This is a genomic window from Mesorhizobium sp. SEMIA396 (assembly GCF_024518615.1).
Lineage (GTDB): Bacteria > Pseudomonadota > Alphaproteobacteria > Rhizobiales > Rhizobiaceae > Mesorhizobium.
The window spans coordinates 448040-473807 of sequence record NZ_JANIFC010000001.1 but is presented as its reverse complement, the minus strand read 5'-3'; the positions used below and the strand labels follow the sequence as shown (position 1 = coordinate 473807).

34 protein-coding genes are annotated in these 25768 nt (G+C 64.0%); 12 read left to right on the top strand and 22 right to left on the bottom strand.

Annotation, left to right across the window (positions count from 1 at the left end):
• Positions 1-88 precede the first annotated feature (88 nt).
• Positions 89-874, top strand: a complete 786-nt coding sequence (locus NP503_RS02370) for a pseudouridine synthase (RefSeq protein ID WP_236382725.1) — start codon at positions 89-91, stop codon at positions 872-874.
• Positions 875-992: 118 nt separating this feature from the next.
• Entirely contained in the window at positions 993-1394 is a 402-nt protein-coding gene (locus tag NP503_RS02365) for a VOC family protein (RefSeq protein ID WP_127267214.1), read from the top strand.
• Positions 1395-1425: 31 nt separating this feature from the next.
• On the opposite strand, the gene NP503_RS02360 is transcribed toward NP503_RS02365, so the two are convergent.
• Positions 1426-2007, bottom strand: coding sequence for a histidine phosphatase family protein (locus tag NP503_RS02360; protein ID WP_127267215.1), 582 nt, complete (start codon positions 2005-2007; stop codon positions 1426-1428).
• 207 nt (positions 2008-2214) lie between these two features.
• On the opposite strand from NP503_RS02360, the gene NP503_RS02355 reads away from it, so the two are divergent.
• The 3 genes from NP503_RS02355 to NP503_RS02345 all read left to right on the top strand — a co-directional run bounded on the left by NP503_RS02355 (position 2215) and on the right by NP503_RS02345 (position 3615).
• Complete coding sequence (locus NP503_RS02355; RefSeq protein WP_127267216.1) at positions 2215-2664, top strand: universal stress protein; 450 nt, start codon at positions 2215-2217, stop codon at positions 2662-2664.
• Between the two features lie 156 nt (positions 2665-2820).
• Complete coding sequence (locus NP503_RS02350) at positions 2821-3339, top strand: sugar O-acetyltransferase (RefSeq protein WP_236382723.1); 519 nt, start codon at positions 2821-2823, stop codon at positions 3337-3339.
• 90 nt (positions 3340-3429) lie between these two features.
• Complete coding sequence (locus NP503_RS02345) at positions 3430-3615, top strand: DUF1778 domain-containing protein (RefSeq protein ID WP_236382721.1); 186 nt, start codon at positions 3430-3432, stop codon at positions 3613-3615.
• Positions 3616-3654: 39 nt separating this feature from the next.
• Here the strand turns inward: NP503_RS02345 and NP503_RS02340 are convergent, their stop codons facing one another.
• Complete coding sequence (locus tag NP503_RS02340) at positions 3655-4419, bottom strand: sulfite exporter TauE/SafE family protein (RefSeq protein WP_127269971.1); 765 nt, start codon at positions 4417-4419, stop codon at positions 3655-3657.
• Positions 4420-4446: 27 nt separating this feature from the next.
• On the bottom strand, positions 4447-4656 hold the full coding sequence (locus NP503_RS02335) for a hypothetical protein (RefSeq protein WP_127269973.1): 210 nt from the start codon (positions 4654-4656) through the stop codon (positions 4447-4449).
• Positions 4657-4768: 112 nt separating this feature from the next.
• On the opposite strand from NP503_RS02335, the gene NP503_RS02330 reads away from it, so the two are divergent.
• On the top strand, positions 4769-5641 hold the full coding sequence (locus NP503_RS02330; protein WP_127269975.1) for a LysR substrate-binding domain-containing protein: 873 nt from the start codon (positions 4769-4771) through the stop codon (positions 5639-5641).
• Between the two features lie 9 nt (positions 5642-5650).
• On the opposite strand, the gene NP503_RS02325 is transcribed toward NP503_RS02330, so the two are convergent.
• Positions 5651-7294 carry a tetratricopeptide repeat protein gene (locus NP503_RS02325; RefSeq protein ID WP_127272103.1) on the bottom strand — a complete coding sequence of 548 codons (1644 nt, stop codon included), beginning with the start codon at positions 7292-7294 and terminating at the stop codon, positions 5651-5653.
• Positions 7295-7563: 269 nt separating this feature from the next.
• Between NP503_RS02325 and NP503_RS02320 the strand changes: the two genes are divergently transcribed.
• From NP503_RS02320 to NP503_RS02295, 6 genes are all read left to right on the top strand, one after another.
• Positions 7564-8064: an Lrp/AsnC family transcriptional regulator gene (locus tag NP503_RS02320; protein ID WP_127271168.1), complete on the top strand. Its 501-nt coding sequence runs from the start codon at positions 7564-7566 to the stop codon at positions 8062-8064.
• Positions 8061-9224, top strand: a complete 1164-nt coding sequence (locus NP503_RS02315) for a saccharopine dehydrogenase family protein (protein ID WP_127271167.1) — start codon at positions 8061-8063, stop codon at positions 9222-9224. The genes NP503_RS02320 and NP503_RS02315 overlap by 4 nt, the downstream gene beginning before the upstream one ends.
• A gap of 111 nt (positions 9225-9335) precedes the next feature.
• Positions 9336-10124 (top strand): ABC transporter substrate-binding protein, encoded by a 789-nt coding sequence (locus tag NP503_RS02310; RefSeq protein ID WP_127272106.1) that lies wholly within the window; start codon positions 9336-9338, stop codon positions 10122-10124.
• 106 nt (positions 10125-10230) lie between these two features.
• Entirely contained in the window at positions 10231-10902 is a 672-nt protein-coding gene (locus NP503_RS02305) for an amino acid ABC transporter permease (RefSeq protein ID WP_127271796.1), read from the top strand.
• Positions 10899-11573: an amino acid ABC transporter permease gene (locus tag NP503_RS02300; protein ID WP_127272108.1), complete on the top strand. Its 675-nt coding sequence runs from the start codon at positions 10899-10901 to the stop codon at positions 11571-11573. The genes NP503_RS02305 and NP503_RS02300 overlap by 4 nt, the downstream gene beginning before the upstream one ends.
• A 56-nt stretch (positions 11574-11629) precedes the next feature.
• Positions 11630-12358 (top strand): amino acid ABC transporter ATP-binding protein, encoded by a 729-nt coding sequence (locus tag NP503_RS02295; RefSeq protein WP_164748892.1) that lies wholly within the window; start codon positions 11630-11632, stop codon positions 12356-12358.
• 7 nt (positions 12359-12365) lie between these two features.
• On the opposite strand, the gene arsK is transcribed toward NP503_RS02295, so the two are convergent.
• From arsK to NP503_RS02205, 18 genes are all read right to left on the bottom strand, one after another.
• On the bottom strand, positions 12366-13607 hold the full coding sequence (arsK, locus tag NP503_RS02290) for an arsenite efflux MFS transporter ArsK (RefSeq protein ID WP_127270947.1): 1242 nt from the start codon (positions 13605-13607) through the stop codon (positions 12366-12368).
• A complete protein-coding gene (locus NP503_RS02285) occupies positions 13600-15027 on the bottom strand; it encodes an NAD(P)-binding domain-containing protein (RefSeq protein ID WP_127272112.1) in 1428 nt (475 codons plus the stop codon). The genes arsK and NP503_RS02285 overlap by 8 nt, the downstream gene beginning before the upstream one ends.
• A 44-nt stretch (positions 15028-15071) precedes the next feature.
• The gene (locus NP503_RS02280; RefSeq protein WP_127272114.1) at positions 15072-15392 is read right to left on the bottom strand and encodes a helix-turn-helix transcriptional regulator; all 321 of its coding nucleotides are present in this window, start codon (positions 15390-15392) and stop codon (positions 15072-15074) included.
• 88 nt (positions 15393-15480) lie between these two features.
• Entirely contained in the window at positions 15481-16215 is a 735-nt protein-coding gene (gene arsH, locus NP503_RS02275) for an arsenical resistance protein ArsH (RefSeq protein ID WP_256754955.1), read from the bottom strand.
• Positions 16208-16630, bottom strand: a complete 423-nt coding sequence (gene arsC, locus NP503_RS02270; protein WP_127270859.1) for an arsenate reductase (glutaredoxin) — start codon at positions 16628-16630, stop codon at positions 16208-16210. The genes arsH and arsC overlap by 8 nt, the downstream gene beginning before the upstream one ends.
• A complete protein-coding gene (locus NP503_RS02265) occupies positions 16627-17316 on the bottom strand; it encodes an MIP/aquaporin family protein (RefSeq protein WP_127270860.1) in 690 nt (229 codons plus the stop codon). The genes arsC and NP503_RS02265 overlap by 4 nt, the downstream gene beginning before the upstream one ends.
• Before the next feature lie 5 nt (positions 17317-17321).
• A complete protein-coding gene (locus NP503_RS02260; RefSeq protein WP_127270862.1) occupies positions 17322-17828 on the bottom strand; it encodes an arsenate reductase ArsC in 507 nt (168 codons plus the stop codon).
• A 16-nt stretch (positions 17829-17844) separates the two neighbouring features.
• Positions 17845-18177 carry a helix-turn-helix transcriptional regulator gene (locus NP503_RS02255; RefSeq protein WP_127270864.1) on the bottom strand — a complete coding sequence of 111 codons (333 nt, stop codon included), beginning with the start codon at positions 18175-18177 and terminating at the stop codon, positions 17845-17847.
• Between the two features lie 65 nt (positions 18178-18242).
• A complete protein-coding gene (locus NP503_RS02250; protein WP_127272117.1) occupies positions 18243-18941 on the bottom strand; it encodes an RES family NAD+ phosphorylase in 699 nt (232 codons plus the stop codon).
• On the bottom strand, positions 18935-19357 hold the full coding sequence (locus tag NP503_RS02245; protein ID WP_127271235.1) for an MbcA/ParS/Xre antitoxin family protein: 423 nt from the start codon (positions 19355-19357) through the stop codon (positions 18935-18937). The genes NP503_RS02250 and NP503_RS02245 overlap by 7 nt, the downstream gene beginning before the upstream one ends.
• Before the next feature lie 370 nt (positions 19358-19727).
• On the bottom strand, positions 19728-21161 hold the full coding sequence (locus NP503_RS02240; RefSeq protein WP_127272119.1) for an aldehyde dehydrogenase family protein: 1434 nt from the start codon (positions 21159-21161) through the stop codon (positions 19728-19730).
• 161 nt (positions 21162-21322) lie between these two features.
• Entirely contained in the window at positions 21323-21706 is a 384-nt protein-coding gene (locus NP503_RS02235) for an ACT domain-containing protein (RefSeq protein WP_127268885.1), read from the bottom strand.
• Between the two features lie 15 nt (positions 21707-21721).
• Positions 21722-22201: a GNAT family N-acetyltransferase gene (locus NP503_RS02230; RefSeq protein ID WP_127268887.1), complete on the bottom strand. Its 480-nt coding sequence runs from the start codon at positions 22199-22201 to the stop codon at positions 21722-21724.
• 217 nt (positions 22202-22418) lie between these two features.
• Positions 22419-23159 (bottom strand): SDR family oxidoreductase, encoded by a 741-nt coding sequence (locus tag NP503_RS02225; protein ID WP_127268889.1) that lies wholly within the window; start codon positions 23157-23159, stop codon positions 22419-22421.
• Between the two features lie 66 nt (positions 23160-23225).
• Entirely contained in the window at positions 23226-23699 is a 474-nt protein-coding gene (locus NP503_RS02220; protein WP_236382718.1) for a flavodoxin, read from the bottom strand.
• Between the two features lie 145 nt (positions 23700-23844).
• Positions 23845-24834 (bottom strand): aldo/keto reductase, encoded by a 990-nt coding sequence (locus NP503_RS02215; RefSeq protein WP_127268893.1) that lies wholly within the window; start codon positions 24832-24834, stop codon positions 23845-23847.
• 5 nt (positions 24835-24839) lie between these two features.
• The gene (locus NP503_RS02210) at positions 24840-25175 is read right to left on the bottom strand and encodes a carboxymuconolactone decarboxylase family protein (protein WP_127268895.1); all 336 of its coding nucleotides are present in this window, start codon (positions 25173-25175) and stop codon (positions 24840-24842) included.
• A gap of 57 nt (positions 25176-25232) precedes the next feature.
• Positions 25233-25628, bottom strand: a complete 396-nt coding sequence (locus tag NP503_RS02205) for a cupin domain-containing protein (protein ID WP_127268897.1) — start codon at positions 25626-25628, stop codon at positions 25233-25235.
• Positions 25629-25768: the final 140 nt, after the last annotated feature.

Genomic DNA, 25768 nt, shown 5'->3' with positions numbered 1-25768 from the left:
GGCCTCGGGTTGCCGGCCCTCGCCGCATCCAGCTTGCGAAGCCGTCACCCCCCGTGGCATCTGTCTGTCATAACGGACGATCCGCAGCATGGCAGCACGACCACCCGCCGGAAAACCGCCTAACGGCAAGCCACCCGCCGGCAAACTACACACCAGCAAGCTATTGGGCGTCAGTCTCAACCGGGCACTGTCGAAGCTCGGCCTGTGCTCGCGCACGCAGGCCGAGGTGCTGATCGCCGAAGGCCGTGTGCGCATCGGCGGCAAGGTGGTGCGCAATGCAGCCCTGCGGGTCGACCTCGACCGCGACCGCATCGTCGTCGACGACAGGCCGGTGGTTGCCGAGCGCAAGGTCTATCTCATGCTCAACAAGCCGCGCGGGCTGGTCACCACCCGCGACGACCCGCAGCAGCGCGACACCGTCTATGCCTGCCTCGAAGGGCTCGACCTGCCCTTCGTCTCGCCGGTCGGCCGCCTCGACAAGGCCAGCGAAGGCCTGCTGCTGATGACCAACGACACCCGATTTGCCAACCGGCTGATGGACCCGGCTTCGCATTTGCCGAAAACCTATCACGTGCAGGTCGGCACGGTGCCGGACGCGGCGATGTTGAAGACGTTGCGCGCGGGCGTGAGCGTCGACGGCGAGATCCTGAGCGCCAGCTCGATCGAATTGCTGCGCAGCGGTGGCCGCACCGCCTGGCTGGAGATCGTGCTCGACGAAGGCCGCAACCGCCACATCCGCCGCCTGCTCGCCGCGCACGGCGTCGAGGTCCTGCGCCTCATCCGCATCGCCATCGGCCGCCTGCCGCTCGGCGACCTCGCCAAGGGCACGGCACGGCATTTGACACCGGAGGAACTGGCGCTGCTGACGGGGTAAGCAGCGCGTGCGCTGGTGCAGGCTCACAGCAATCCTTCCTGACGGAAAGCTGTCCGGAGGCCTAGCCTATAGGTCGGATGGGAGCCGGCCACGGCTTCAACGATCAGGAGCCAAAGCAATGAATTTCGTCTCTGTCCGCATCATCACTTCGGACGTTCAGCGCCTCGTGCGCTTCTACGGCGAGATCACGGGCATGCCCGTGACGGTCTACACGGAAGACTTCGCGGAACTGGCGACACCGGCCTGCACGCTGGCGATTGGCAGCACGCGCACCTTGATGCTGTTCGGCGGCGACATCGCCCGCCCCGCCGACAACCACACCGTCATCCTCGAGTTCCGCGTCGGCGACGTCGATGCTGAATTCGCCAGGCTCTCGGACCTCGTCAGGAATGTTACTGTGCAGAAGCCAACCACAATGCCCTGGGGCAATCGCTCGCTGCTGTTTCGCGACCCCGATGGCAATCTGGTGAATTTCTTCACGCCGGTGACCGCCGAAGCGATCAAGAAATTCGACAGGTAGGGCGGAAGCGGCGCCGCTGGCCAAAGCCGCCCTACTTCTGGTTCCATTTCCGGATGACCGGCTCGCTCAAATCATGCTCGTAGCCGAGCACGCTGATGCTGGCTGTTTCGAGCACAAGCAGCGCGCCGCCTTCGGGCGGCAGGCCAATCCAGCGCGCCGCCAGCACGCGCAAGAAATGCGCGCTGGAAAACACCAATATGCCGGCATTGGCCTCGCGCAGCCCGGCGATAATCCTGTCGGCCCGCGCGCCGACATCGGCCGCCATCTCGCCCTTTGGACAACCATCGCGAAACACATTCCAGCCGGGGCGCTCGGCCAGGATCTGTTTTGTCGTCAGCCCCTCATAGGCGCCGTAGTCCCATTCCTGCAGATCGTCCTTCTTGACGCTCTGCGCGTCGAAGCCGGCCAGTACACTGGTGTTGTAGGCGCGCTGCGACGGGCTCGACCATACGGCCGAAAAAGACAGCCCCTTGAGCCTATCGGCGACACCCCGCGCGGCGGCCTCGCCAACCGGGGTCAACGGCATGTCGGTGCGGCCGGTATGCTGCCCCGAAAGGCTCCATGCCGTCTCACCATGCCGGACCAGATGGATTTGGGGATACGCGTTGCTCATGGAATGCCTTTCAGTGTCGCCGGCACCTTAAGCGACGATGCGGCAAAGGGGAATCCGCTTGGTACAAAACTGCGTGGTCGCCTGGCCTTGATCGGCGGCGGGCCGGCCCTGTGATCGGCCCGAGGCCGCAACTATATCAAGGCCAGCCTCCACAAGGCTCCCGCCACCACAAGGGCACAGGCCCTTGCACAACAAGTCGAGATCGTCATGTACAAACATCTGCTCATCGCCACGGACGGATCGGAACTGGCCGACAAGGGCGTTACTCACGGCCTGACGTTGGCCAAGGGCCTCGGCGCTGCTGTCACCTTCGTCACCGTCTCGGAACCATTCCCGATCTTCGCCTTGGGGGGTGCCATGGCCGGCTATGCCGCCGGCAACGAACTGGCTGCCTACAAGGAAGAGGCGGGACGACACGCTAAGGAAGTGCTCGACAAGTGCAAGGCGTCGGCGAACGCCGTCGGCGTCTCCGCGGAGGTCGTGCATGTCGAGGACAAGCGGCCCGCCGAAGCCATCCTGGAACTGTCGCAGGCCCTGGGCTGCGACCTGATCGTCATGGCTTCGCACGGCCGCCGCGGACTGGGCAAGCTGCTTCTCGGCAGCCAGACGGCGGAAGTGCTGTCCTACACGGAAATCCCGGTGCTGGTCGTCCGCTAGGGCGTTTTTCCGGGCTGGAACTGACTTTCGGAATCATGCTCAAATAACAGCCGGAGACCATCCCGGCGCGGCTGTCGTGCGCCAACATTGTTCGACCGCGCCGGAGAAAATTGACGAATGGCGGACGAGGGTCGCACCAGGATAATTCCCAGCGGAATGCCGCAGTCGGCCGCCATGCTGGCCGACGTCAAACGGGCGATGGCGACCACCGCAAGCCTCAACCGCTTGACCTTCAACGACGCGGCTGAAGTCCGGACCCTGTTCAGCGAACTCATTGGCAGGAAGGTCGACGACAGCTTCCTGCTGATCCCGCCCTTCTACACGACCGGCGGATCCGATATCCGCGTCGGGCGCAATGTCTTCATCAATCAGAACTGCACCTTTTATGATCTTGGCGGGCTCGACATCGCCGACGATGTCATGATCGGGCCGAATGTCAGCCTCATCACCTCGGGCCATCCCCTCGAACCGTCGCGGCGTCGCGCCTTCACGACCGCAAAGCCGGTCGTGATCGAACGCAATGTCTGGATCGCGGCCGGCGCGACGGTCATCGGCGGCGTGACGGTGGGCGAAAACTCGGTTGTCGCGGCGGGTTCCGTGGTCACTAGGAACGTTCCCCCGAACACGCTTGTCGGGGGAAACCCGGCCAACGTCATCAGGTCGATTGCCGAATGAGGGCGCGACTTTTCATCGGGCGGCCGGACCGACAGATCGTAGTGACATCGTCGCTATGCTATGCTGTTAACGCAGGGAAGGAGCCCATTCATGCGCAAGGACTTCATGCTCGAAGCGTTGCAGCGTGCCACTGAAGACACGTTGCTCAACCGCGACATCTTTGCTGTCGAGCCGGATGTCTACGCCGCTTTTCTGGAACGTCTCGACGCGCCGCAGCATCCGAACCACCGGTTGCGCCGCACCATGACGACAAAGCCTCCATGGGACGCTGCATGACGCTGATGATCACGCTCCGCGCCAATCGCCACCGGCCGCTTAGGATGCCGAAGACCAGAGCGCGGCCTCCAAGACCAGATACCCGCCCAGCATCAGCAGCCCGGCGAAGAACACCGTGCGAAACGTCTCGACGCTCATCGCCTGGCGCAGCGCCTGGCCGGCGAACATGCCGGCGAGCGCCGGCGCAAGCGCCAGGACCGATCCCGCCAGTTGCATTGTCGGCGATGCGAACGCGCCTGCCTTGAACAACCCAAGGGCAAGAGCCGCCGTCGACACAGTGAAGGACAGGCCGAGCGCTTGGATGAGGTCTTCCCGGCCCAGCCGCAGCGATTGCAGATAGGGCACGGCCGGGATGACGAAGACCCCGGTGGCGCCGGTGACCAGCCCGGTCGCCACACCGACCAGCGGTGACACCAACGCCTCGTGGCGCGCCGGCGTGGTGAAGCCAAGCTTGAGCAGGCCGAGAATGGCGTAAAGCACCAGCGCCGCACCGAGCCCGGCCGAGGCAACGCCAGAGTGTGTGCCGGTGAGCAGACCGGCCCCGGCGACGGTGCCAAGCACGACGCCGGCCATCATCGTCCACAACCGCTTGCACAGCCCGCCGAAGGATGGGCCGGTGAACAACTGCCAAAGATTGGTGACCAGCGACGGGATCAAGAGCAGGGCAGCCGCCTGCGCCGGCGGCATCGTTACCGCCAGCAGCCCCATCGCCACGGTCGGCAGCCCCATGCCGACGACACCCTTGACGAAGCCCGCGGCAAGGAAGACCGCGCCGATCCAGGCGATGACGCCGACGCTCAGCACGGTCGTTCCTTCGGGGTGCCGCTTCGATCAGTCATGCAACAGCATGTCCGCCGCATCATCGTCGGGTGCGGGTTTTGCAGGCGTTGCTTCATGGTGGACAGGGGCAGCCATCGCCACGCAACCGCGCTGGCCGGGCTCCGCTCGCGCCATGGCAAGCGAGGCCACCGCGATCGCAAGCACGATCGCCGCGCTTTCAAGTATGCCGGGTCCATGCCGGCCTGTCGCCTTTTCGCTCATCGCGCATCTCCATCGCAAAAGATTTGACTGACATGCCGGCCGCCCACAATGTGGAAGTTACGCCGTCAGCCTTCGCCTGCGCCGAAGGCTGAAGCCCTGCAGGAGAAGAAAGATGCGCTTCGATCTTACCGATCTCCGGCTGTTCCTGCTGGTCGCCGAGCGCGGCAGTATCACCCATGGTGCCGAACTTGCGGGGCTGGCGCTCGCCTCCGCCAGCGCCCGCATCAAGGGCATGGAGGAAAGCCTCGGCGCGCCGCTTTTAGAGCGGCGGCGGCGCGGCGTGGTGCCGACGGCCGCCGGGCAGGCGCTGCTGCACCATGCGCGGGCGGTGCAGAACCAGATCGAGGCGATGGCCGGCGACCTCGGCGCCTATGCCACGGGCTTGCGCGCCCGCGTGCGGCTGATGGCCAACACGGCCGCCACCAGCGCGCTGCTGCGCGACATGCTGCCGGCCTTCCTCGTCGCGCATCCCGGCATCGACATCGACCTCGACGAGCGCCCCAGCCACGAGATCGCAGAGGCGGTGGCAAGCGGTGCCGCCGATCTCGGCATCGCCGCGACCTGGGCCGGCCTTTCGCATCTGGAGCAGAAGCCGTTCTTCATCGACAGGCTCATGGTGATCGCCGCGCGAGACTGGCCCGACCTCGAAGGCAATACGGCCAGCCTCGGCGACCTGCTCGGCGAAGCCTTTGTCGGCCTGAGCGCCGGCCATCCCTTGCAGGAGCACATCACCCGTCAGGCCGCCCGCCTTGGCGGCCATCTGCACTTCCGCATCCGCGTGCCCGGCCTCGACAATGTCTGCCGGCTGGTCGCCCAGGGCGCCGGCATCGCCATCGTGCCCGAAAGTGCCGCGCGCCGCTCCGCCCGCACGCTGCGCAGCCTACGGTTGACCGACGACTGGGCAACACGCCAGCTCAACCTCTGTGCCCGCCGCTTCGAGGATCTGACGCCACAGGCAAAACTGCTGGCGGAGGCGCTGGTGTGAAGTCGCGCTCTACGGCGCTTTGCCCATGGAGCGTAGCGCGTTGATCGCAGCGAGGTATTCGATGAAATGCTTTGGGCAATCGCTTAGCACGAGCCGATAGAGCGGCAACGTCTCGTCGTCACGATGCTGCAGCCGCTGGAATTCCGCTGTGTAGAAATTGGCCTCGCAGACCTGCTCGTTCCTGATGGTTGCATCCGGATCATCAGCCGCCTTCAGTGTCACTTCAGGCGCCTGGTCACCCAGCAGCATGCGGACCAGCGGCGCCGGCCATTTCGTCATGTCGAGCTTTGCCACGCGCAGGATGCTCGACTGCCCGTTGCGGCGCCGGGCAAGGTCCACCCAGATTGCGGAATACGCATCCTGGGGCTGCATTTGGGCGGACTTCTCCAGATCGGCCTGTGCCTTGGCGGCCGGACCAAAGTAGAATCCGGCAATGCCGCGACTTTGATAGAAACCCGCGAATTTTGGGTTTCGACGAACAGCCTCGTTGAAGTTGGCGAAGGCCTCGACATAGTCTGTCTTGTACATACTGGCGATACCCAGCGCTTCGTAGGCGCTGGGATAGTTCGGCGCATAGTGCAACGCCTGAGTGCAATCATTGATCGCGCGATTGTTTTTCGCCATGTACAGCCACACGTAACAGCGCCCGAGATAGGCGGCGGCATCTTCAGGATTGAGGAAGATCGCTTGATCATAGTCCGCGATGGCGGTGTCGTATTTGCCTTTATCGCTCCAGGCCGCGGCACGGTTCCTGTAGGCGCCAGCATAGCCGGCATCTATTGCGATCGCGAGATTGTAATCTGATATGGCGTCATCATATTTATGCCTGGATGCCCAGACGAGGCCCCTGCTGTCGTAGGCTTGCACATAGCCTGGATTGATGGCGATCGCGTAATCGTAGTCCGCCAGCGCAAGATCATACTCGCCTTTGTACGACCAGACCCGACCCCGATTGGTGACGGCTTCGGCATAATGGGGATTGAGGGTGATCGCCTGGCTAAGGTCGGCTAAGGCCCGGTCCGCATCATCGATGTACGACCATAGCAGACCGCGATTGTTGTAGCCGACGGCGTTTTTCGGATCGAGGCTGATCGCCTGATCGTACTCGGCAATGGCCCGCTTGTAGAACATCTTGCTCGCCCAGACATCAGCGCGGTCGCGGTAGATCGAGGCATCCTTTGGATCGAGCCTGATCGCCTGGTCATAGTCAGCAATGGCGCGAGCCTTGTCGCCTTTCTTCATCCAGATCTCGGCGCGCCGTCGAAAGGCGAGGATATGATTCGGATCGAGCGCAATCGCCTGGTCGAGGTCCGCAATGGCGCGGTCATATTCGCCGCTGCCGTCCAGTGCATTCGCTCGGTTGAAATGGGCAAGGGCTTGATCATTCACCGATACGGCCTTGTCCTCCAGCAGGCTGGTGCACACGACGATCCGCTTGGAGGCGTCGAGCTCATCGTCGCCGCAATTGTGCAGACGATTATCGGCTGCCATGACCGGCGGGCCGAATGCGAGCAGGACCGCAAGGCAAGCAAGGTAACACTGCGCCACTTTAGTCAAACGCCCATATCGATGAAGCATCATGTCAGAAAAACTTGGAACATCATTGCAGATCGCCGACCTTGTGCCAGCTTGATCGGGCAAATTCTTGACCAAGAAAATTAATATCGAAGAAATCCGGACGGGCCACGCGCCGGCGGCATGCGTCGACAGCGGGGCATCACCACCTTCAATCGCCCGATCACAACACGATTGTCCTAGTCTGCGCGCTGCCTTTCGCCAGCACGTTCGGCCGCCTGCAGGCAGACGACCTACCCAGTTCGCGTGAAAACAGCGCCTTGCTTTTCAAATATCCGTGACGTAGCTTGTTTGCACATTGGCAAAAAAATAGCCGAAGTTTTTTCCTTTTGTGAAAGACGGGGACTTTGCGGGAACATCTTGATCTGACCGATCGGCGGCTGGTCAAACAGCTGTCGCAGGATGCACAGCCGGGCATCAACCGCATCGCCGAGATGTTGGCGATTTCGGTGCCGACGGTGCGCACGCGGCTGCGCAACCTGCTCGACCGCAACCTGCTCAAGATCGTCGGCCTGCTGAACCTGACCGAGCGCCCCGAGCTGATCTCGGCCATTGTCGGCATCAATGCCCAGGGGCGCGGCCGGGCCCGCGAACTGGCACAGCGCATTTCCGAACTGCCCTTCGTCAACTCGGCTTCGGTGGTCACCGGGCGCTTCGACATCATCGTCGACGTGACGGTGGCCGGTGACGTCGCCGATCTCTACCGCGTCACCAGCGAACTGATCCCCGGCGCCGGCGAGCCCGGCGAAGTCGTGCGCAGCGAAACCTTCGTCGTCATGGCGTCCTGCAACAAATGGGTCAGCCTGCCGGAAGGCTGCTGGTCGGACGACCGCAAGGAGCCGGCATGAAGATCGCGGTACTAGGCGGCCTCGGCCTGCAAGGTCGGGCGGCAATCGCCGACCTCGTCGCCAGCGTCGGCGTCGAGGAAATCGTCTGCGTCGATACCGCAGCGGATGGCCCGGCCCGGCTTGCCGGCCTGACCGATCTTGCCCGCGTGCGCTTCGTGGTGCCTGAAGGCGCGATCGGCCCGGCGCTGGCCACTGTGCTTGATGATGTCGACGCCGTCATCGACCTGTTGCCGCAGCCGCTGATGCGCCAGGCGGTGCAGGCCGCGATCGCCACGCGCACGCCGCTGGTCACCACCAATTACGCCAAGTCGATCGCCGACCTGGCGCCAGCCGCCGAACAGGCCGGCGTCTCGATCATGACCGAATGCGGGCTCGACCCCGGCATCGACCTCGTGCTGTACGCGCGCGCCGCCAGGCAGTTCGACTCGATTTCCTCGATCGATTCCTATTGCGGCGGCATCCCCGAGCCGAAGGCGATGGCCAAGCCGCTGTGCTACAAGGTGAGCTGGAATTTCGACATGGTCCTGGTCAGCCAGAACCGCGACAGCGTGATGATCGAAGACGGGAAACGCGTCGCGGTGCCGGCCGGCCAGCAGCACGACAATCCGTTCATCCATGAAATCGAGGTTGCGGGTCTGGGCAAGCTCGAAGCCTTCCCCAATGGCGATGCGCTGCATTATGTCGAGATGCTGGACGCCGCCAAGGGATTGCGCCGCTCCGGCCGCTACACGCTGCGCTGGCCGGGATGGTCGGCCTTCTGGGCGCCGCTGAAGGAGCTTGGCTTCCTCTCCGAAGACAAGGTGCCCGGCACAGGCAACAGCCCGCGCGAATTCCTCGGCCGTCTGCTCGGCCCGCAACTGCAATATGGTCCCGGCGAGAAGGACCTGTGCGTGATGCGCAATGTCTTTTCCGGCCTCGAAGACGGCCGCGCCAAGACGGTGACGTCGGACCTGATCATCGAGCGGGACCTGGCTTCGGGCCTGTTCGGCATGAGCCTCGGCGTCGGCTATCCCGCCAGCATCGTGGCGCAGATGCTCGCGCGGCGTGAGATCACCAGACCGGGCCTTTTGAACCCGCTGCTGGACGTGCCCGACATCAGGTTCTTCGACGAACTGGCCAAGCGTGGCATCACGGTTTCCGAGACGGTGGCACGGGACTGAGGCAGGAAGATTTTCGAACGGTGGCTGCCGTCGGCAACGGCGCTGCCGCTCAAAAAGCACCCCAAAGGGTGAAAAACAACGTGGAACAATAAAACAAGGAGGAATACCGAAATGAAGATTGCCAGATTTTTCATCGCCGGGCTTGCACTCGCCGGGCTCACTGCCGCTGCCAGTGCCGGTACGCTCGACGACATCACCAAGCGCGGCGAGTTGCGCGTCGCCGTGCAGACTCAAGGACCGCCCTTCTCGCTGGTTGGCGCCAACGGCGAACGCACCGGCAGTTCGGTCGAACTGGCCGAACTGATGGCCAAGGAAATGGGTGTGAAAATCACGTTCCTCGACTTCGACTGGGATGGTCTGATTCCGGCGCTGTTGTCGGGTAAGGCCGACCTTCTGGTCGCCGACATGACACCGACGCTGGCGCGTGGCATGAAGGTCGCCTTCACCACGCCTTACATGTACACGGGCAGCACCGTCTTCACCAAGGCCGACAGCAAGTTCAAGACCACTGAGGACTGCAAGGCCAAGGGCACCAAGATCGCCGTGCTGCTCGGCGCCACCGGCGAGAAGGAAGCCAAGAAAGCCTTCCCCGACGCCGACATCAAGAGCTACAAGGGCGGCGGTCCGCTGCTGCTCGACGCCGTCAACAACGGCCAGGCCGATTGCGGCGTCAACGACGTCTCGGCGGTCAAGGGCCAGTCGACCGCCTATCCGGCCGGCAGCTTCACCATCATGCCGGACCTGTTGTCGAAGGAGCCGCTTGCCTTCGCCACCCGCTATGACGAGCCGGACCTGCTGATCTGGATGAACCTGTTCCTCAACCAGGTCACCATCGATGGTCGCCTGCAGAAGAACCTCGACTACTGGGTCAATTCCGACGCCTGGAAGAAAGACCACTAAGCAGCGATAAAACCCAGGCGGTTTCGCGCGCGTCTCAAGCGCCGCGAAACCGCCTGGAATTTCGCTTCATCCGTCGTTTCCTGCACTCTGGGGATTGCACCCAACGATGCTCGAAAATTTCAGTTTCCGCACCATTGTCGAATATCTGCCGCTGTTCGGGCAGGGCCTGATCACGACCGTCTGGCTGTCGGCGCTGTCCTTTGTCGGCGCACTGATCGTCGGCATCGTGCTGTGCGCCATGAACCTGCAGCGCGGCTGGCTGTTTCGCGTGCCGGCCAAGGCCTATATCGACGCCGTACGCGCCACACCCTTGCTGGCGCAGCTCTATTTCCTCTATTTCGGCCTGCCCCGGCTCGGCTTCGTCCTGCCTGAGCTGGTCGTCGGCATTCTCGCGCTGTCGCTCAACAGCGGCGCCTATATCGCTGAAATCATTCGCGCCGGCATCCTGTCGATCCCACGTGGCCAGGTCGAGGCCAGCGTCGCTTCGGGCATGACCTATGTCCAGCGCATGCGTCTGGTCGTCCTGCCGCAGGCCTTCAAGGTGACGATCCCGCCGCTGCTTGGCCAGGCGATCGTGCTGGTCAAGGATTCCGCCCTTCTGTCGCTGATCTCGGTTTCCGAACTGACGCGCGCCGGCCAATTGCTCGCTTCCGACCGCTTCATGCCGGCCGAAGGTTTCCTCACCATCGCCGCCTTCTACCTGCTGCTGTATTACGGACTGAAAGGACTGGCTGGCGTCTCCAGCCGCTGGCTCGGCACGGCGGGGGCGCGGACATGATCTGGCAACAACTGCAAAGCCTCGCCGGCTCTTATCCGCTGGCCCTGCGCGGCCTCGGCATGACCGTGATGCTGTCACTGATCAGCCTGGTGCTCGGCACCCTGCTTGGCTTCGGCCTCGGCATCCTGCGGACCGGCGGCAACCGGCTGATCTCGGGCTTGATCGGGGCCTGGGTCGACCTGATCCGCGGCACGCCGTTCCTGGTGCAGATCTTCCTGATCTTCTTCATCCTGCCTGAGTTCGGCATCGAACTCGATGCCTTCACCGCCGGCATCATCGCGCTGACCAACCTCGCCGCCTGCTTCATCTGCGAGATCGTCGTTGCCGGCATCCGCTCGGTGCCGACAGGTCAGGTCGAGGCGGCGCTGGCGTCCGGCCTGTCGCGCTTGCAGCGCATGCGCCAGGTGGTCCTCCCACAGGCGATGCGCATCGTGCTGCCGCCGCTGGTCGGGCAGTATGTGCTGCTGATCAAGGATTCTTCCGTCGTCTCGGCGATCGGGCTCACCGACCTCACCCGGGTTGGCTGGCTGGTGGTGCAGCGTGTGCCCAACGGCCTGCTGGTCTTCTTCCTCGTCGGCGTCGGCTATTTCATCGTCTGCTATCCGCTGATCATGCTGGCCCGCCGGCTGGAGCAGCGCATGGGCGCGGCGCATGGCGAGGTGCAGTTGTGACTTCCAACCCCAAAGGTCCAGAAAACATGACCAAAACGGGCCTTGCCAAAACCGGCATGATCGACTTTCGCGGCGTCAACAAATGGTTCGGCACGCTCAATGTGCTCAAGGATATCACGCTCAGCGTCGAGCCGCGCGAAGTGGTCGTCGTCTGCGGCCCGAGCGGCTCGGGCAAGAGCACGCTGATCCGCTGCGTCAACGGCCTGGAGGCGATCAAGGACGGCGACCTCGTCGTCGATGGCCAACGCCTGGGCGACCCCGCCACCAACATGACGCAGCTGCGCACCGAGATCGGCTTCGTCTTCCAGTCGTTCAACCTCTACCCGCACAAGACGGCACTCGAAAACGTCACGCTCGCCCCCATCCACGTCCGCAAGATCCCGCGCGCCGAGGCTGAAAAAGCAGGCCGCGAATTGCTGGCCAAGGTTGGCCTCGCCGATAAGGTCGATGCCTATCCCGCACAGCTCTCCGGCGGCCAGCAGCAGCGCGTGGCGATCGCGCGTTGCCTTGGCATGCGACCCAAGATCATGCTGTTCGACGAGCCGACCTCGGCCCTCGATCCCGAGATGATTTCCGAAGTGCTCGACGTCATGGTGGCGGTCGCCGATGAAGGCATGACCATGATGGTGGTGACACACGAGATGGGCTTCGCCCGCAAGGTCGCCCAGCGCGTGGTGTTCATGGACGCCGGCGCCATCGTCGAAAGCGGCACGCCGGACGAGTTCTTCTCACACCCCAGGACCGACCGCAGCCGCGCTTTTCTGAGCAAGATTCTCAGACATTGAGGCGCGGTCAGGCCGCCTCTTCCGGATTGCCGCCAATGGCGAACGCAACCCGGCCGCGGCGCCTCAGCAGCACGATGGCGAGGAAGGCGATGACGCCGCTCGCGGCGACGACCACCAGGACCCACAGGGAATTGGCGACGGATGTCCGCGCCATCATGAAGGCGAGCGCGAACGGCGCGAAGGCCGAGGTGAACTGACGGGCAGCACTTGCCCATCCGAGCCGCGCACCATAGCCCTCGCGGCCGAAGAGTTCGAGCGGCAAGGTGCCGCCGACGATGCTGGTGAGGCCGGAACCGAGGCCGAACAGCAATACGAACACGAAGGCGCCGGGCAGCCATGGCGTCGTCAGGAGCAGTGCGCACAGCCCGGCTGTGACCAGCGACGCGGCGATGACGGCGAGGTGCGTTTGCTGCAGGCGGCCGCCAAACAGCATGTTGATCAGCCGGCTGGCGACCTGCGCCGGCCCGAACAGGGTCGAGACGAAAAGGCCTGCGGTCCCGAGCCCCAGCGCCGCCGTCAGCGGCACCATGTGGATGAGGATCGCCGACAGCACGAAGCCCTCGGTGGCGAACCCCGCCAGCATGAGCAGGAACACGGCCCGGCCACGCCGCGCATCGAGCCGCGTGCCCGCTTCATCGGGGGCGGGCCCGCGCTCTTGCGGCATGACTGTTGCGTGGCGGCGCGACAGGCGCATCAGCCAGGCGTGGATCGGCAGGCAGAGCCCGAGATTGAGTGCGGCGAACAAAAGATAGACCTCGCGCCATGTCAGATGCGCATGCAGCGCCGAAGTCAGTGGCCAGAACAGGGTCGAGGCGAACCCGGCGATGAGCGTCAGGTGGGTGATGCTGCGTTGCGGCCGGGGAACCCCGATCTGCACGATCGCCACGAAGGCGGCGCTGTAGAGGACGAAGCTGGAGGCCAGCTCCATTGCCAGCAATGCCAGGACGAAGGTCACGCGGTCGGGCGCGACGGCGCACAGCGCCAGCGCCACGGCTGCCGCCACCGAGCCGACGGTCATTATGCGCCCGGCGCCGAAGCGGTCGGCCCACCGCCCGGCAGTCGGCGCGAACAGGCTGCCGGCAAAGAGCGAGGCCGACAGCGCGCCGAATACCCAGCCTTCCGTGAGCCCGAACTCCCCAGCCATTGCCGGCGCGAGGATCGAGAAGCTGTAATAGAGCGTGCCGTAGCCGATGATCTGGGTCAGTCCAAGCGCCCAGATTGCCTTGCGCAGGACAGATCGTTCAGGCATCGACGCCGGCCGCCATATTCTCTCGCGTCTCGGTGGCTGGCGCGGTTGCGCAGCCGCAACCCGATGCGCCGGTTGCCTTGGCGTCCGCATCCCTGACGCAGCAGGCATCGACAGCGGCGGGCGCGGGCCCGCCACAGCAGCCGGCGCTTGCCGACACCGTCACGACACCGACGGCGCTGCACACGCCGGTCTCCGGCAGCACCAGCCGGACTTCGCGGGCCGCGGCATGGTCTCCGGCAATATCGGCCACCACCGAGCGGACTTGCTCGTAGCCGGTCGCCATCAGGAAAGTCGGGGCACGGCCGTAGGATTTCGAGCCGACGATGGTGAAGCCCGGTTCGGGGTGCGCGAGCTCTGCAATGCCATGCGCCGGAACCGTGCCGCATGAGTGGTAGTTTGGATCGATCAGTGGCGCCAGTGCCGGCGGCGCTTCGACGGCGTGATCGAGCGCGATGCGGATTTCGCTCAGGAACGACAGGTCTGGCCTGAAGCCGGTGGTGACGACGATGCGGTCGATGGCCAGGTTGAACGGCTTGCCACCCAGGTTGGCGTCGACCACGAGGCCCTCGCCTTGTCTCTCGATGCCGTTGACGGCGAAGGGCGCCAGCATGTTCAGCCTGCCATCCGCCATCGCCTGCCTGGCCGCCAATCCAAGCGCGCCGCGTTCCGGCAACTGGTCGTTCAGCCCGCCGCCGAGCAGTCTCTCGATGCTGGCGTGGCGCAGCGCCCAGAAGATTTCGGTGCCAGGCGCCGCATCCTGCAACTCCATCAGCGCCAATGCGACGTTGATGGCCGAGTGCCCGCCGCCGATGACCAGGATGCGCTTGCCCGCATAGTCTTCTCTCGCCTTGCCGACCACGTCGGGAATGCCATAGGCGATGCGTGCCGACGCCTCGCCTTCGCCGACAACCGGCAGCCCGTCGACGCCGATCGGATTTGGCCGCCACCATGTTCCGGACGCGTCGATGGCCGCGCGCGCGAGAACGCGGTGTTCGCCGCCGGTATCGCGATAGCGGATGACGAAGGGCGCGTCCTTGCGGCCATCATTGGCGACCTTGTCGTGTCCCTGACGGGTGATCGCGGTGACCTCGGCGCCTAGCTTCAAATTGGCGGCGATCGCGGGAAGCCGGCCAAGCGGCGCCAGATAATCGCGCACGATCTCGCCGCCGGTCGGCAGGCCCTGGCTATCCGGCGCCGTCCAGCCGGAGCGGTCGAGCAGCGCCCGCGCCGCCGCATCGATGTTATATTTCCATGGCGAAAACACCCGCACATGTCCCCAATCGAGCAGCGCCGCACCCACGCTTTCGCCGCGTTCCAGGACGAGCGGAGTGATGCCGCGTTCGACCAGATGCGCCGCGGCTGCCAGCCCGACCGGGCCGGCGCCGATCACCGCGACGGGAAGGTTTGCCATCATGTCCATAGGTTCCATCCTTCCGGTATGTTCGAATTATAAGCGCAAAAAAATCAAGCCAGCGCTTTGCCGGCGGCGGGCGCGCAGGCGGCGTCGGCGCAGCACTCGTCGGCGAGGTAGCCGATCAGCGCATTCATGCCGGGATAGTTGGCGCGGCAGATCAGCGTCGTCGCTTGCCGCTCCTGCGTCACCAGACCGGTGTCGACCAGCCGCTTGAGGTGATGCGACAGCGTCGAGGACGGAATGTCGAGCTTGCCCTGGACGCTGCCGACGGCAAGCCCGTCGTCACCGGCGCGCACCAGGATGCGATAGAGCTGAAGCCGCGTCGGGTTGCCGAGCGCTTCGAGCTGGGAGGCTGCTTTTTCGAGTTTCATGGAAATAAACTATACGGCACTTTTCGCATCGTCAACCCAAATTTCGAAAAATATGGAAATACGAAACCCAGGCACCGTCAAAGGTGCCTCAGATCGACCGCTGGTTGACCCGCTTGGCGACCTCTTCCGCACTCTCGACCCGCTCGGAATAGCGGTCCGTCAGGTAGTTGGAGCGGTCGCGCAGGAGCAGGGTGAACTTCATCAGCTCCTCCATCACGTCGACGATCCGGTTGTAATACGATGACGGCTTCATGCGGCCGGCTTCGTCGAACTCGGCGAAAGCCTTGGCGACCGACGATTGGTTGGGGATGGTGACCATTCGCATCCAGCGGCCAAGGATGCGGAGCTGGTTGACGGCGTTGAAACTCTGGGAGCCGCCGGAGACCTGCATGACGGCGAGCGTCCTGCCCTGCGTCGGACGTACTCCGCCCATCGACAGCGGCAGCCAGTCAATCTGCGCCTTCATCACCCCCGTCATGGAACCGTGCCGTTCCGGAGAGCACCAGACCTGGGCCTCCGACCAGATGGACAGGTCGCGCAATTCCCTGACCTTGGGATGGTCGGCGGACGTCGAATCCGGCAGCGGCAGGCCCGAAGGATTGAAGATGCGAACCTCGGCGCCGAGGCGGCGAAGGATTCGCGCGGCCTCCTCGGTGACGAGGCGGGAATAGGACCGCTCCCGCAGCGATCCGTAGAGCATCAGCACGCGGGGCTTGTGAATGGACCTGGGCGCGTCCAGCAGAACCTGCATATCGATCGGCCGAAACTGCTCTTCGTCGACGTTCGGCAGCGCGTCATCGGCGACGTGGTTCTGCTCAGCCAATGCGCTTGCCCTTGATGTCGACGACGACTTCGCCGTCCTCTTTAACGAACGGCCCGATATTGGGGTTGGGCAGGATGTCGAGAACCGCTTCCGAAGGTCGCGCGAGAACGACGCCGAGACGCGTGACCACGATCGGCCGATTGATCAGGATCGGATGCGCCATCATGAAGTCCAGAATTTCATCGTCGGTCCACTTGGGATTGCCGAGATCGAGTTCCGCGTAAGGCGTGCCCTTCTCGCGCAGCAATTGGCGCGGCATCATGCCCATCGCGGCAATCAACTCGACCAGCCTTTCGCGCGACGGTGGCGTCTTCAGATATTCGATCACCTCCGGCTCTTCGCCGGACTGGCGGATCATGGCCAGCGTATTGCGCGAGGTGCCGCAATCGGGGTTGTGGTAGATGGTGACGGTCATTCGGCAGCCTTCATCTGTCTTGTTGATTTCGCTTCGGCGAGCAGCCAGCCCGCCAGGGCCATGGCCAGCAGCGCCCCCAGCAATTCGGCGGCTATGAAGCCCGGCAGGTCGACCGGACGGATGCCAGAAAACGTGTCGGAAAAGGCGCGGGCGATCGCGACAGCCGGGTTGGCGAAGGAGGTCGAGGCCGTGAACCAGTAGGCGGCGGTGATGTACAGCCCGACAAGCCACGGGATCGCGTCGGAGCGGAAGCGCAAGCCTGCCAGGATGGTGAACACAAGGCCGAAGGCGGCGACTGCCTCCGCGAGCCATTGCCCGGTTCCGGTCCGCACCGTCGCTGAGGCCTGCAGGATAGGCAGTTCGAACATGGCATGGGCCAGAAACGTCCCGGCAATGCCGCCCACGACCTGGGCGGTGACATAGGCAAGCGCCGCGTTCGCCTCGATCTCGCGGCGAAGCGCGAACACCAGCGTAACGGCCGGATTAAAGTGCGCCCCTGAGATCGGTCCCAGTATCGTGATCAGCACGACGAGGATCGCCCCGGTCGGCAGCGTGTTGCCGAGCAGCGAAACGGCGACGTCGTGTGTCAGCCGGGCGGCCATGATGCCGGAGCCGACCACGGTCGCGACGAGCAGCGCGGTTCCCAAGGCTTCCGCGACGATGCGGCGTGGCAGGTCGTTCGCCACGAGCTTCAGCCGGCCTTCGGCAGGTTGCGGCCGATTTCATCCAGCCGCTTCTGCAGGGCAAGCTTGTCGACCATGCTCATCGGCAGGCTGATGAAGATCGAAATCCGGTTGTTGAGCATGCGATAGGCTTCGGCAAAGGCCAGATGTTTTTCGGCATCGGTGCCCTCCGCGTCAGCCGGATCAGGCACGCCCCAATGTGCGGTCATCGGCTGTCCTGGCCAGACAGGGCACGATTCATTGGCGGCGTTGTCGCAGACCGTGAAAACGAAATTCATCTCCGGCGCACCGGGAACCGCGAATTCTTCCCAGTCCTTCGAACGGGCAAAGGACGTGTCGTAATTGAGGTTCTTCAGAAGCTGGAGCGTGTAGGGATGCACCGCCCCTTTGGGATGCGACCCGGCCGAATAGGCCTTGAACTTGCCGGCGCCAATACGATTGAGAATCGCCTCTGCGATGATCGACCTCGCCGAATTGCCGGTGCAGAGGAAAAGAACGTTGTACGGTTCGCTCATGGTGCATGCCTCCCTTCTAGCATTTGCAGGTTACCGCCTGGATCACGGGCTGGCAGAGCTCCGGCGCGCCATTGCAGCAATCTTCCATCAGATAGGCCAGCAGGTCGCGCAGGCCGGTCATGTCGGCGACATAGCGCACGGTCCTTCCGTCGCGTTCGGGACGGATCAGCCCGGCATGGGCGAGCACCTTCAGATGCGCCGACATGGTGTTCTGGACCGTGTCCAGCCTCGTGGCGATCTCGCCCGCCGGAATGCCTTCCGGACCGGCACGCACGAGCAGCCGGAAGACATCCAGCCGCGTCTCCTGGCCAAGTGCGGCCAGCGCGTTCAAAGTGCTTTTCTTATCCATATATCCGAATCCTTGGATTTATGGATATCGGCTTCCCAGCGATCTGTAAAGCGTGTCCGCCGCCATCATGTGACGGCAAGCACCTTTCCCGTATCGTGCTGGCGCACGAAGTCCACGCGGGCGCCGTCCCAATGGTAGCTGTAGTGGCGACCCTGCACTGGAATGGTAATGACATCGGGCCAGAAGATGCCGATGCAGCCGCCGCCCGGCATGCGCACGCTGTTCCACACCAGTCCGTCGCTGCCTCCTGCCCGCAGCGCCCGCCCTTCCGCCTGCGAGGCGGAATAGTCGTCCGGGTCGAGCACGCCGGGCACGGCGTTGACGTCATCGAGGTCGCGGTCGACGCTGCCGATCAGCACGCGGAAATCCGCCGTCCAGCCCGGCCCCTCGTTGGTGGCGCGCATGAATTTCTGATGATGGTGGATGGTTTCGGCCAGAGCGACGTCCTCACTGTCGCCGGCATAGTAGATGCCGTAGCTGCCATCCGAGAAGCGGCCTGGCCTCAGCGTCGAGCAGTGCACGAAGGGCGCCATCACGAAGCTGGCGCCGGGGCCGGAAACCCGCCTTGCGGCCGACACCTTGCCGAGGTCGCCGATCTCGAACCTTATGCGCGGGTTGGTCTTCGCCTCGACCGAGGCCAGCGCCTCCCAGTCGCGCGGGTCGGCAATGTCCTCGAACAGGTCGATGGGCGGATGGATGGAGCGGATGATGCGGAAGGTCTGGGGCCAGTCAACGCGGCGCCTGACCGCAAGTCCACTCACCATGCGCCACGCTCCGCATCGAGCCATTCGCGCATCGCCGAGAGATCGGAGATTTCGCCGCGCAGCATCAGGTCGAGGGCCGACTGGCCGCCGAAGGTGGCATTGGGCTTGCGGATCCAGGCGTAGCCGCGTGCCGGCTCCGTGAACAGATAGCGCAGGCCCTTATGGATGCCCATCAGATGCGCCATGCGGGTGCGCAGGTCGCGGTCGATCCTGCCGACGCCGCCTTCTTTCGCCCCAGTCTTCCAACGCGCCCAGGTCCGGGCCGACATGCCGCCGAGCAGGATGCAGGCCTCCAGGTCAGTGAGGTTCCAGGCCTTGAACAGATTAACCGTGGTGCGCGCCAGCGCGCCGGCCTCGTCATCCGATATGACGCTGCCAACCGTGGCCGGTGTCGTGACAATGGACTGAAGCTGCATTTTGTTGCCTCGCTATTGGCAGATATATAGCATGAATTTGCCAATTGGCAAGGAGATCAGCAAGGCAGGGCCATCGCTTTCAGGCCAATGACGGCTTCCGTCTTGTGAAGGCCACCAATCGCCAAAGTCGGCGCCGCCCCTCATCCGCCTGCCGGCACCTTCTCCCCGGATAGTGACGGGGAGAAGGTAGCTGGCCGCATCGCTGGCGCCTATTCTGCAACATTGGAGATTGGCGAAACCGTCCATGACGGCGTCTTTCTCCCCGTCACTATACGGGGAGAAATGCCCGGCAGGGCAATGAGGGCCGGCGCTGACCTCGGCGATACCGGACGGACAGCGCGCCACATATCGTGGCGCGCCCTGACCAATTTTACTCCGCCGCCTCATACCCCGCGATGCCCTTGATCTCCAAAAAATCCTCGAGCCCGTATTCGGCATATTCGCGGCCATTGCCCGACTGCTTGTAGCCGCCGAACGGCAGGCCGGCGTCCCACTGGGGATAGTTGATGTAGACATTGCCGGTGCGCATGCGCGCCGCCACTTCGCGCGCCTTCTTCATGTCCTTGGCCTGGATGTAGGAGGCGAGGCCATAGACGGTGTCGTTGGCGGTCTCGACCACCTCGTCGACGCTGTCGTAGGGCATGATCGCCAGCACCGGCCCAAAGATCTCCTCGCGCGCGATGCGCATGTCGTGGGTGACGTCGGCGAACACCGTCGGCCTGACGTAATAGCCGCGGTTGAGTTCGGCCGGACGGCCGGGGCCGCCGGCGACCAGCGTCGCACCTTCATCGATGCCGGCCTGGATCAGGTCCTGGATCTTGTCGAACTGGATCTGGCTGACGACCGGGCCAAGCTTGGTGCCGGCAGCGTCGGCGGGGCCGACGGTGAACTTTTCCGCCGCGGCCTTGGCATAGCCGGCCGCCTCGTCATGGCGGTCGCGCGGCACGAACATGCGCGTCGGCGCGTTGCAGGACTGGCCGCTGTTGCTGAAGCAGCCGGCGACGCCCTTGCTGACGGCGCTTGCGAGGTCGACATCCCCGAACAGGATGTTGGCCGACTTGCCGCCAAGCTCCTGATGCACGCGCTTGACCGTGTCGGCGGCGGCCTTGGCCACCAGGATGCCGGCACGGGTTGAACCGGTGAACGACATCATGTCGATGTCGGGGTGGCTGGACAGCGCCTGGCCGACGCCCGGTCCGTCGCCATTGACGAGGTTGAAGACACCCTTCGGCACGCCGGCCTCGTCGAGGATTTCGGCGAAGATGATGGCGTCGAGCGGCGCGATCTCGGAGGGCTTCAGCACCATCGTGCAGCCGGCGGCAAGCGCCGGGCCGACCTTGCAGGTGATCTGGTTGAGCGGCCAGTTCCACGGCGTGATCAGCCCGACGACGCCGATCGGCTCCTTGACCACCAGATGGTTGCCCTTGACGTGGCGGAATTCGAAAGTCTTCAGCACGTCGGCCATCTTCTGCAGATGCGCAAGACCGATGCCGACCTGGCTGTCCAACGCCATCTGGCGCGGCGCGCCCATCTCGCGTGACACAGCGACGGCAAGATCGCCACTGCGCTTCTTGTAGACCGCGATGATGCGGTTCAACAGGTCGAGCCGCTCGCCAACCTCGGTGAAACCAAAGCTGTTGAAGGCGCGCTTGGCGGCGGCCACCGCTTTGTCGACATCGGCCTTGGAGCCGAGCGAAATCTGCGCAAAGGCGTCCTCATTCGAGGGATCGATGACATCGAAAGCGTTGGGCACAACAGGATCGACCCACGCGCCATCGATATAGAACTGCAGATTGTGTGACATGGTTTTCTCCTTGACCGCATCGTCGCGCCGGGCCGTCATATCTGGCTGGAGATAACGATGCACAAACGCCGCTGTCAAACGCAACCCCCGAAGTGGTTGAGCCAGTGCGGCAGTGATTGAGCCAGAGCGTTCGGGTCAGCAACCGGCTTGGTGAGGATGGACTACAGCAAGATATGCCCGGCCTCGACCAGAAATCGCCTCGCCGCAGCCTGATCCGTCGCTTTCACCAACAGATGGTCGCCATCGAAAGTGGACACCACGAAGATGCCCAGCCCGTTTTCCGACAACGGCCTGATGACCGACAACACGATACCGGTTTCGTCGAAGGCAAACGGCCCCTGGAGCTTGAAGGCCACCCAGTCACCGTCCTGCCTGACACTATCCGGCACACGATCCTGCAGGCAAACGATCGAAAGCTCGTCGTCAGTCCTTGTGATGCTGACGAAGCCTGGCCCGTCCGCCCAACCGGGGATGGTCTCCCCCGCCGCCAGCCGGGCAACCGCGTGAAACCCTGGGAGTTGTTTGAGCCTGACGCAGATGGCCATTGTCGAACCCCTCCCTCAGATCGCCGGTGATCCCGCCAGCTTCTTGCTCATGTGGACCGTCATACCGTTCATGAAAGGCTCTTCCCTATCGATGACATAGCCATACCTTTTGTACAGCGACACATTCGCCTCGAAGGCGCCATTGGTCAGCAGGCGAAGCTCGAGGCGGCCCGCTTCGACCGCCTTGCGCTCGGCCAGTTCCAGCAACAGCCGGCCGATCCCCCTGCCCTGCGCATCCGGTGCCACACAGACATTCTCGATCCACAGGTGACCGTCAGCCAGCACGGTTTCGATCATCCCGACGATCCGATCATCCTCGACGGCGAGATCGAACGGATGCTCGGCAACGGCCTTGTCGTAGTCGGTGCGCATCGGCAGCGGCTCGCGGCCGATCACCGGCACCCATTTGACATAGGCGGCACGAACGATATCCCGGATCGCGGCGGCGTCAGCAGGCACGGCCGGCCGAAGCCGGATGGAAGAATTGTTGGTCATCAAAGTGCTCCAGACATGAAAAACCCCGCCGGCGGTGTCGCGGGCGGGGCTGGAAACGAACGAACCGGGTCTATCCTGCCGATCTTTGTCGTCGCGCAATCAGTCTGCCGCTCCGCATTGTGCAGGGGCGACGTCGCTTGGTGTTGGTGGGCGCGAGGAAGAACATGGCGCCAAGCTGGAACAGGAAGCGCGGCGCGTCAAGACACCTACAACGGCTTCAGTATTCCTGCGCCGTCGGTCTGAACAGGATTTCGTTGATGTCGACCTCGTCGGGCTGGCTCATGGCGAACACCACCGTCCTGGCGAAGGAATCGGCCGGAATGGCCACCCGGTCGTAGAGTGCGCGTACGCCCTCGGCGACATCGGCCTCGGTGACGCTGCCGGGCAGTTCGGTCGCCACGGCACCGGGCGAGATGATGGTGGTGCGGACGTTGTAGGGTTTCACTTCCTGGCGCAGACCTTCCGAGATGATGCGCACCGCGTGCTTGGTCGCGGCATAGACCGCTCCGCCCGGCCCGACCTTGTGGCCGGCGACCGACGACACGTTGATGATGTGGCCGCTTTTCTGCGTCTTCATGTGCGGCAGTGCCGCGGCAATGCCGTAGAGCACGCCCTTGATGTTGACGTCGATCATGCGGTCCCAGTCCTCGACCTTGCCGCGCTCCAGCGGGGAATGCGGCATCAGGCCGGCATTGTTGATCATGACGTCGACGCGGCCGTGCGTCTCGACCGCATGGTCGACCAGATGCCGGACCTGGCCGACATCGGTAACGTCGGTCTGAAGGATGGCGCCCTCGCCAAGTGAAAGCGCGCCGGCCAGCGCCTGCAACCGGTCAAGGCGGCGCGCCCCCAGGACCAGTTTCGCACCCTCCCTGGCCAGAAGCCGTGCGGCGGCTTCGCCCAGCCCGCTGCTGGCGCCAGTGATGACGACGACTTTGTCCCTGATGTTCTCGGCCATGATTCTTTTCCTTTTCTGATCTTTGGCTTCGCTGCCCACGGCAGCCTGGGCGTTCGCGTTGGCGGCTCAGCGGGGCAATTCGACCCGGCCGAGCCAGCCGGTGACCTCGTCAAGCGTCTGGCGTTCCTGGTCGCACTGCTTGGAAAAACCCTTGATGAGCCGTGCCCCTGGTGCATGATCTGCGAGGACTTTCAGGCTCTGCCCTGTTCCGTAGCCGCCATGGGTGATGAACGGCACCAAGGTCTTGCCGGACAGATCGTGTTTCGACAGGAAGGAGCGGATCACCGAAGGCGCGGTCATGCCCCAGATCGGAAATCCGAGGAACACCGTCTCGTAGGTTCCGATATCAGGCACCGTGGCGGCCAGCGCCGGTTCGAAACCGGACTCCCGCTGCTGCTCCGCCACCGCAACCTGCTGCTTGTAGTCTTCCGGGTAGGGATCGACGGTCGCGATCTCGAAAATATCCGCTCGCAGAGTCCTGCTGATCTGGCGCGCGATGACCCGCGTGTTGCCGGTGCGGGTGTAGTAGGCCACCAGCACTTTGGCGCCGCCCGTTCGCCGCGCGCTCGACGCACTGGCGGGCGGCTCGATCCGGGACTCAATCCGGCGCCCAGAGGCAGTGCAAGCATGGTCATCAGCGCACCTCGTCTTGAGACTGGTTGGCTCATCACGCTCTCCCAGGTGGCTAACGATCGATCCTTGCTTCCTGTTGCGGAGAATAGCGCGCTCCCTTCACCGCGATCGCCGAGACCGCATTCTCGATGTTGGCAAGATCGTCCGCCGTCAGCGCGATGGTGGCCGACGCGATGTTCTCTTCGAGGCGATTGAGCTTGGTGGTGCCGGGGATCGGAACGATCCAGGGCTTCTGCGCCAGCAGCCAGGCGAGAGCGACCTGTGCTGATGTCGCCTTCTTCTCGGCAGCGATCACGCCGATCGCGTCGACCAGCGCCTGGTTCGCCTTGCGGGCGTCTTCCGCAAAACGCGGCACGGTGTTGCGGAAGTCGCTGCTGTCGAACGTCGTGCTGGCATCGATGGCGCCGGTGAGGAACCCCTTGCCCAGCGGGCTGAAGGGCACGAAGCCGATCCCCAGTTCTTCAAGCACCGGCAGGATCGCCTCTTCCGGTTCACGCCACCAGAGCGAATATTCGCTCTGGACCGCGGCGACCGGCTGTACCGCATGCGCGCGCCGGATCGTGCGTACGCCCGCCTCGGAGAGACCGAAATGCTTCACCTTGCCTTGGCTGATCAAGTCCTTCACAGCGCCCGCCACCTCTTCGATCGGCACGACCGGATCGACGCGGTGCTGGTATAGGAGGTCTATGTGGTCGGTCCTCAGCCGCCTGAGCGAGGCCTCGACGACGTCACGAATATGCTGCGGCCGGCTGTCCATGCCATCGTGTCGGGCTGTCCCGGCGATGTCGATGCCGAATTTGGTGGCGATCACCACCTGGTCGCGGATCGGCTGCAGCGCCTCGCCGACGACCTCCTCGTTCGTGAACGGTCCATAGACCTCCGCGGTGTCGAAGAAGGTGATGCCACGGTCGAACGCCGCCCTGATCAGGTGGACTGCATCCGCCGTCTCCATCGGCTGCCCGTATGACTGGCTCATTCCCATGCAGCCGAGCCCGATGGCCGAAACGTCGAGACCGCTGTTTCCAAGTGTGCGCTTCTGCATTGTCGTTATCCCTTCTTCTCGGCGTCGGCTTGTTCGAAGACCTTGCGGGCAATGCCCAGAGCCGTGGCTGCCGTTGGCCATCCGGCGTAGAAGGCGAGATGTGTAATGGTTTCGATGAGTTCGTCGCGGGTGACGCCATTGTCGAGCGCGCGCTTCATGTGAAAAGGCATTTCATTGATCCGGTAGCCCGAAATCAGGCTGGTGACGGTGACAAGGCTGCGGTCCCGCGGCGACAGGCCGGGGCGCTCCCAAACGTTGCCGAACAACACCTCGTCGGTGTATCTGCCAAGCGCGGGAGCGATATCGGAGAATGGGCTTTTCAGCCTTGGAACATCTGTCATGGTGGTCTCCTTCGAAGAGTTCGGGCGTTGAACTCGGCGCCACGCGCCGATACTTGGTCAAACCCCGTATTGTTCGTCGCTGACATGCTCCAGCCAGTCGACGACCTTGCCGTCGAGCGCTTCGGCGACAGCGATGTGGCTCATCGCGGTGGTCGGCGCGGCGCCATGCCAATGCTTCTCTCCGGGCGCGAACCAGACGATGTCGCCGGGCAGGATCGGTTCGATCGGGCCGCCCTCGCGCTGCACCAGGCCGGCGCCCGAGAGGACGATCAGCGTCTGGCCAAGGGGATGCGTGTGCCAAGCGGTGCGCGCACCGGGCTCGAAAGTCACGGTGGCGCCGCCGACGCGGGCGGGCTCGCTGCCCTTGAACGGCGCGTCGATGCGCACCGCGCCGGTGAAATAATCGGCCGATCCCCTGGCCGAGGCTTGAGAGCCGTTTCGCGTGATGTCCATGGTTTTGTCCCTTCCTGGCAACAGGCGTGACACGACCGCCGGTCTTCAGAGGCTGCCGGTAGAGGCGCCCGGTGTGATGACGCCTATCTAGGGTCTGCGATTGGTGCCGATTAGGTGCTATATCCAGCATGATCTTATGA